We start from the raw sequence: 7,487 nt of genomic DNA on the forward strand, positions 1-7,487 counted from the left end.
CCTCTCCCGCAAACGGAAGCCACATGTTGCCGTGATAACGATAATCAGAGAAACGGCCGCGCCACGGCGTTGGCAGGATTGGTACCGTAGCCGAACGCGGCCTATCGGGGGCAAAAGCACCGGCAATCCTCCCGTCGCTGTCGAGGCTGAGCGTGACTTCGGCCGCTGTCTCTCCCACGCCGGCGCTCACGGCCAGCCCGTCGGGCCCGTCGTCACGCCAGCGCAAGGTGGTGTTGAAGAGAATAGCGTCGGGCGCCCAGGCAAGTTCCGCAAGGTATCGCATCAGCTCGCCGCGCATCAGCGCCGACGAGCGCTCGGCGCGGGCGATCGGGATGACCCCGAGCGCCATGACATCCAACCGTCCCTGGCCGCCCTTCAATGCATCGCGCACTGAGATCATACCGAAGGGACCAACCCGTGCCCGCCAGTCGAAGGCACATTCGCACGTGTCGATCGCTTGCTTTGCAGTAAATGACATCCAGGACGTGGCTCCAAGCGCCTGTTTCATCCGTCCTGTTTGGGTGAGCTTGACCGTCGATAGGCGGATCTCGGGATTGGCGCCGAGTCGGCGGGCCAGGTCATAGACAGCGGCTGGCAATCGCTGCCTGATCAGAAGATCATCCTCAGCCATGATGCGGCCTTCCTCTATGTTGACGCACGGCTCCACTTCGCAAGCGTGGCCGCTATTCCTGCCACATAGAGGGTGCCGAAGATCAGCTTGTTGTGACGCGCAAGCCATTCTGGAAGATAGATGTCGAAGTTGTCGCGTCGATCGTCGGTGTAGCCCGCAGCGACCGATGTGAGGGGGCACCGCCATCCGTTCAGGACCAGCACGAGCACCTCCACCAGGACGACACCGATCGACAGCACCGCGTAGAAATAGTCGCCCCGCGAGGCGAACACCCAGATTGCGAGGATGCACGCGACGAAAAAAGCCCAGACGACAGTGTGAATGGCCTTGATTGTCGCAAGGCGCACCGCCGATGCGGGTGGGCTCTGAACGGGAGCGTTCAAGACAGGATTACACTTTCTGCTGGCCGGCGCGCCGAGAAAGGGAGTGCTGCTCCGTAGCCGAAGCGCATGACGAGGTCGGGACGTCGCCCGCGCAAGCCGACAAGCGTCGCCAGTTCCGGACGCAGGCCAGCGACTTCGACGGGCTGATTGATGAAAGCGTGCTTGAGGCCGAGCGCGGTGGCTTGCAAAGCGAAACGCTGGCAGGCGCGGCCTGCCAGAACCCAATGTTCGGGGTCTTCCTTTTGGGCGACGAAGACTGCGACGCCCGCCGAGGATGCGAGCTGCCGTGCGTACTTTTCGTTCTCGGTCTTGGCTTTGAAAACGAGAGCGAACATGACCCGACCAAGCCATTCCGGAAGGGCGGGATTGCCGCTTGACGCGCTGAAGAGACCGTCACCGGTCACCATCGCCTGCCGGGGGCTGAAGCGCAGCCAGGTCTTCAGTTCCCGCACGAATGCGGCGTCGGCGATCTGCGCATTGTTGCCCGCGATGACCAGGTCGCGCACGCGGTCGATCCGTGGCCGATCCGTGATTAGAATGAGATCGACACCCGGCACGGCCGCTGCTGCGGAAAGCGTCTGTAAATCGCGGCTGCTGACGGCTTTGCCGTCATAGTCGCCACGTGTTGATTGCCGCTTCGGGATCGCATCGAACAGCGTCGGCTCTACAGGCGGCCCGCTCCCGAACATAAACATCACGGCACCGTCATTCACCAGGCTGAAACTGAGTTCGCCGGGCTTTCCGCACGCGCCGCTGGCGATAGCCAGGTTTTCCGCCGCGCAACCGAGACTGGCGAATAGATGATGATTGTCCGGGTCAACGATCTCAATCTGTCGCGCCATGTCGGGCAGGATTTCTATCCCGACGTCGCTGATCTTGAACCGCCACGGCTGGGTGTTGTGGCTGTTCGCCGCCAGCGTCGCGTAACGGATCAGGTCGCTGATCCCCGGCGCCTGCGTCAACACCGTGCGCGCGGCAGCAACGGAGGCGTTGTATTCCTCCATCGACCCGATGTTTCGCAGCCCGAAATAGGTTGCTGCGGCGCCGGCCGCCACCAGGGCGCTTCCACCGGCTAGATATTCTCGCCTGTTCATCGCTTGACCGATCTGTTCGACAAGTCGAAGCGATTATCACGAGGCGGCGTTGGTGTTCATTGCGTTGGATCAAAGCCAACTCCGATTATTGACGGGCCGAGACACCCACCGCGCATCAGGTTCGGCGCTCAGGGTACGAGCGACGAAGCTTGTGGGCGCACAGATAGAAGCTGGCTTCCCACGGCTCTCTCTTCATCCGTGGGGATCACAAGCACGTCGACACCGGAACCAGCAAGGCTGATGACCTCGTCGCCTCGTCGATTCAGCTTCTGGTCGATATTAACCCCAAGCCAGCCGGCCACAGCCCCGACCCTCTCTCGGATAGATGGCGCGTTTTCGCCAATGCCTGCGGTGAACACCAGCGTGTCCAGTCCGCCTATCGCAGCGGCCAGCGACCCGATCTCGCGGCCGATACGATAGACGAAGAGATCGACCGCTTCGGCGGCACGGGGATCATCGGAGTCGACTAGCGTCCGCATATCACCTGAGATTCCCGACACTCCGAGCAGGCCGGATTGCTCGTAGAGAAGCGTAACCAGTTCGTCCGTCGGCAGCTTCCAGTCCTGCAGCAAATGGACGATGACGCCCGGGTCGAGCGCGCCGCAACGCGTGCTCATGACGAGGCCGTCCAATGTCGAAAATCCCATCGTTGTGGCAACACTTGTCCCGGCACTCATGGCGCACAGACTGGCACCGCTGCCGAGATGGGCAACGATGACTTTTCCGCCAGCCGCGGGTCCGTAGCGGGCCTGTAGCTGCGAAGCGATATGGATATAGGAAAGCCCATGAAACCCATAGGAAACGATGCCGGCATCGGTCATCGCACGCGGAAGGCCATAGATCTTGGCGATCCCAGGCCGAGCGGAATGAAACGCAGTGTCGAAGCATCCAATCTGCATGGCCTGCGGCAGGAGGCCAGCAGCCAGTGCCACAATCTCAAGATTAATCCGCTGATGGATCGGAGCCAGCGGCTCGAGCAGACGCAGTGCCTCGAGCGCACGCCCGTCGAGCACCGTCGCTCCGGTGAAGTCGCGGCCGCCATGAACGATCCTGTGTCCGACCCTGACGATGCGGGGGAGAAGATCGCGATCCTTCAGCTCTGAGGCAATCGTCGCGAATGCCTTGCCGATGTCGATCGGGCCGTCACCGAGGCTTCTGTCAACCTCGGCCCGGCCGGCCGCTGCCCCGACGCGCAGCCGCGGATGTCCACCGAGCGAGGAGACGTTGCCACGCAGCAGAAGCGGAAGTTCATCACATCCCTCGAAGACAGCGAACTTCAGGCTGGACGAGCCACCGTTCAGAACGAGGATCAAATCGGTCATGGGTTCGTCCGATCCCGTCTTCGCCATCCCCTTGTGGACGGTACCGGCTCAACCAGAAAGACGCGTCGTAGCATCGGCATCGCCGCCCCACTTCCAGTCGAGTATCTCCGGCATATCCTGGCCATGGGCGTGAATATAGGCTCTGTGTTCAAGCAGCTTGGCGTCCATCTTCTGACCCAGCCCGACGCGCACGGTCTTCAGTTGCGGGACCCAGTCAAGAACGCTTTGGACAATATGGAAACGATCTAGGCCGTTCAGCACCGTCATGTCGAAAGGTGTCGTCGTTGTTCCTTCCTCGTTGTAACCGCGCACATGTATGTTGTCGTGGTTGGTGCGCCGATATGTCAGGCGATGGATAGTCCAGGGATAGCCGTGATAGGCAAAGATGACCGGYTTGTCGGYGGTGAACAGCGYRTCGAAATCGCGATYCGAMAGACCRTGCGGRTGRTWYTCCTTKGGCTGCAGCGTCATCAGGTCTACGACGTTGACCACCCTGATTTTGAGCTCCGGAACGTGATGCCTGAGAATCTGCACGGCCGCTAGCGTTTCGAGCGTTGGAACATCGCCGGCGCAAGCCATCACGACGTCCGGCTCGTCGCCGTTCTCGGTCGACGCCCAGTCCCAGATGCCGATGCCCGCTCTGCAGTGGACAATTGCCTTGTCCATCGAGAGCCACTGCCACGATGGCGGCTTGCCGGCGACAATGACGTTGATACGATTCCAGGTCTGCAGCACATGGTCGGTCACGCACAGCAAGGTGTTGGCATCCGGCGGGAGATAGACGCGAACGATGTCGGCCTTCTTGTTGAGGGCGACGTCGATGAAGCCGGGATCCTGATGGCTGAAGCCATTGTGTTCCTGATGCCAGACATGGCTCGACAACAGATAGTTCAGCGAGGCGATCGGCCGCCGCCAAGGAATGTCGCTACAGGCATCAAGCCATTTTGCATGCTGGTTGAACATGGAGTCCACGATGTGGATGAACGCCTCGTAGCAAGAGAACAGACCGTGCCGCCCCGTCAGCAGATAGCCTTCGAGCCAGCCCTGGCAGGTGTGCTCGGAGAGGATTTCCATGACCCTGCCATCTTGGCCGAGATGAACATCTTCGGGCAGGATCGTCTCCATCCAGGCACGTTCGGTGACTTCGAACACGTCCTGAAGCCGATTGGAGGCGGTCTCGTCTGGGCCGACGATGCGGAAATTCTTCGCAGCCTCATTCAACGCCATCACGTCGCGCAGGAAATTGCCCATTACCCGCGTCGCCTCGGCCTTCACCGCGCCGGGTTCAGCGACGACCACGGCATGGTCGTGCAAGCCAGGCAGATCGAGGGACTTGCGCAGCAGGCCGCCATTGGCATGCGGGTTGGCGCTCATGCGCCGCGCGGCTTGCGGAGCGGTGGCGCGGATCGCCGCGACAGGGGCGCCGGCGACATCGAACAGCTCCTCGGGCCGATAGCTTTTCAACCACTCCTCAAGCAACTTCAGATGAGCAGGGTTTTCCGCAAGGCCGGACAAGGGTACCTGATGCGAACGCCAGAAGCCTTCGGTCTTCAGCCCGTCGACCTCTTTCGGTCCGGTCCAGCCCTTTGGGCTGCGCAGCACGATCATCGGCCATTTCGGTCGCGACATCGGCTCGGGGGAATCAGCGCGCGCCGCATGCTGAATCGCGCGGATGCGATCGAGCGCATCGTCGAGCACATTGGCCATTCTTTGATGCATCAGCGCCGGCTCATGGCCCTCGACGAACAGCGGTTCATAACCGTAGCCAACGAAAAGCGCGCGCARTTCGTCTTCSGGAATGCGGGCAAGAATSGTYGGATTGGCGATCTTRTAGCCRTTCAGATGCAGGATCGGCAGCACYRCSCCGTCGCGCGCSGGRTTGAGGAATTTGTTGGAATGCCAGGCCGCGGCCAGTGGCCCGGTTTCGGCTTCGCCGTCACCGACGACGCAGGCCACGACAAGGTCGGGATTGTCGAAGGCGGCCCCATAGGCATGGGAGAGCGAATAACCAAGCTCGCCACCCTCGTGGATGGAGCCGGGCACGTCGGGTGCGGCATGGCTTGGAATGCCGCCCGGAAAAGAGAACTGCCGGAACAGCTTGCGCATGCCCTGCTCATCCATCGATATGTCCGGATTGAGCTCGCTGTATGTGCCTTCGAGATAGGTGTTCGCCACCATTGCCGGGCCACCATGGCCGGGGCCGCAGACGTAGATCATGTCGGCGTCCCGGAGCCGGATCGCGCGGTTGAGGTGCGCGTAGATGAAGCTGAGGCCCGGCGATGTTCCCCAGTGTCCGAGCAGTCGCGGCTTGACATGCTCAAGCCGGAGCGGCTCGCGAAGCAGCGGATTGTCGAGGAGGTAAATCTGGCCGATCGTCAGATAATTCGCGGCGCGCCAGTATGCATCGATGTCGCGCAACTGGCGCTCTGAAAGCCGGTCGCCAGGGACTGGTATTGTAATGTGTTCGGTCATGCTTGGCTCCCTTTGCCATGTCCGCGAACGCCGCACCCGCTGCGTATGCCTGTGTCTGTCGACGCGCGGTGAATGGACACCAACGCGTTCGCGCACCATTCGGTCCGTCATTGCTCGACGGATTTGCTAGGTGCTCGACCGCTCGCGGAAAGTGATCCCGGTCTTCCCGAAAAAAGCGGCCGCGTCTTTCGCCATCCTGCCGGTACACCAACGCGCGTAGGAATTCGCAAATATCAGGCTGAGCCAACAAGCCGCGGTTTCCGGCAGGTCGTATTCGATGGAGACCTGAAGCTGGCAGGATCTTCCGGGACGATCTAGAAGCCCATGCGATGTCGGCCGATGCGGCCATATCGGCTACTGCGACGTCTCTAGTTTAGAGATCATTCGCACATGGAACGGAGCGTTTCAGGCTTGCGGATTTCGAGGGTGCGAAGTCCGTGGAACTTGAGCACACCCTTGTCGCGCAGTCTCGATAGCACGCGCGATACAGTCTCGATGGTGAGACCCAGATAGTCGCCGATATCCTGCCGGGACATCGGCAGTTCGATCTGGGCAAGATCTCCCTGTCGTGCGACCATGTCGACCAGGAAAGCGGCGATGCGTTCGATCGCTGTCTGCCGGCCCACCACCAGCAAATGTTCCTGGGCCCGCACCATGCAGCGAAGGGCAAGCGGCAGCAGTTCGCGCGATCTGTCCAGGCCGGCCACTGGTCGGAATGTCCGCAGTCCCGTCGTGACGATGGCCTCGGCAAAGAAATGGTGGGCAAGGTCGGCTTCAAACCCAAACGTCTCTCCCGCCAGATGGAACGCCGTGATTTGTCTGCGCCCATCGGCCAGCAGCCGGTAAATGCGGACCGCGCCGAACTCGATCTGATAGTGGGAAGTGACCTTTTCGCCCTGTGCGTAGATCTCCGCGCCTGCGTTGAAGAACGAGAGCGGGACCGGCCGGCCATCATTCGACACGTCCGGTCGCGGGACCAGTGCGGTCAGGATTTCAAAGGGCACCCGAGTGTCGGCGATCGCGTTCATGGCTGTTCCCTTAATTTCGGTGGGATAGCCATCGCGCGGAATGCCGGTCTGCGAAATTGGGTTATGTCCTAAGGGATTCTACGTAGTCAGCGAGGGGTGGCTTAGTCAGCCGGGACGTGGCGGACCGAAAAGGCCCGCACCATGTCAATCAGGTCACTCCCCTCGACCGGTTTGGTCAGGACCGAGAACCCCTCCGGGCCGGCGGTTGGATCAACGCCTTCGACAAGCAGAATCACCCGCCCGGCGAAGCCCGCAAGTGGCTGGCGCCCGGCAGGACCGCGCCCGATCGCACTTTCGTCGACGATGACGCAGGACGCGGCGTTTGCCTCGTGCGAAGCCTCGACTGTCGAGAGCGACGCATGAGATTCAACCACAAAACCTTCGACTTCGAGCGCGAACTCGAGCGAACGCCTGAGCCCAGGGTCGGGCGCCACGACTAATATGGTTTTGGCGACGGTCAAGGATCACGCTTCCGGATTTTGCTGGCGAGGTCATCCCGCCGGTTGTCTCACAGCCAGCGGCAATATGGCGCCTGATGCCTTGCGCCAGATCAATCC

7 protein-coding genes are annotated in these 7,487 nt (G+C 61.3%); all 7 read right to left on the reverse strand.

The features are described 5' to 3' along the window. Positions 1–631, reverse strand: a 631-nt coding sequence (locus AC1DX0_RS27370) for a DUF6544 family protein (RefSeq protein WP_477357520.1), incomplete at its 3' end; no start/stop codon positions are given. A gap of 14 nt (positions 632–645) precedes the next feature. Next, positions 646–1,014, reverse strand: a complete 369-nt coding sequence (locus AC1DX0_RS27375) for a hypothetical protein (protein WP_477222552.1) — start codon at positions 1,012–1,014, stop codon at positions 646–648. After that, positions 1,011–2,069, reverse strand: coding sequence for an Acg family FMN-binding oxidoreductase (locus AC1DX0_RS27380; RefSeq protein WP_477222553.1), 1,059 nt, complete (start codon positions 2,067–2,069; stop codon positions 1,011–1,013). Before AC1DX0_RS27380 ends, AC1DX0_RS27375 begins: the two co-directional genes overlap by 4 nt. A 167-nt stretch (positions 2,070–2,236) precedes the next feature. Beyond that, positions 2,237–3,430: an acetate/propionate family kinase gene (locus AC1DX0_RS27385; protein ID WP_477222554.1), complete on the reverse strand. Its 1,194-nt coding sequence runs from the start codon at positions 3,428–3,430 to the stop codon at positions 2,237–2,239. A gap of 48 nt (positions 3,431–3,478) precedes the next feature. After that, positions 3,479–5,902: a phosphoketolase family protein gene (locus tag AC1DX0_RS27390; protein WP_477357523.1), complete on the reverse strand. Its 2,424-nt coding sequence runs from the start codon at positions 5,900–5,902 to the stop codon at positions 3,479–3,481. Positions 5,903–6,282: 380 nt separating this feature from the next. Then, positions 6,283–6,930 carry a helix-turn-helix domain-containing protein gene (locus AC1DX0_RS27395; RefSeq protein WP_477222556.1) on the reverse strand — a complete coding sequence of 216 codons (648 nt, stop codon included), beginning with the start codon at positions 6,928–6,930 and terminating at the stop codon, positions 6,283–6,285. A 101-nt stretch (positions 6,931–7,031) separates the two neighbouring features. Further along, on the reverse strand, positions 7,032–7,391 hold the full coding sequence (locus AC1DX0_RS27400; RefSeq protein ID WP_477222557.1) for a transcriptional regulator: 360 nt from the start codon (positions 7,389–7,391) through the stop codon (positions 7,032–7,034). Positions 7,392–7,487: the final 96 nt, after the last annotated feature.

This window comes from Mesorhizobium sp. P3_A9 (assembly GCF_056402975.1).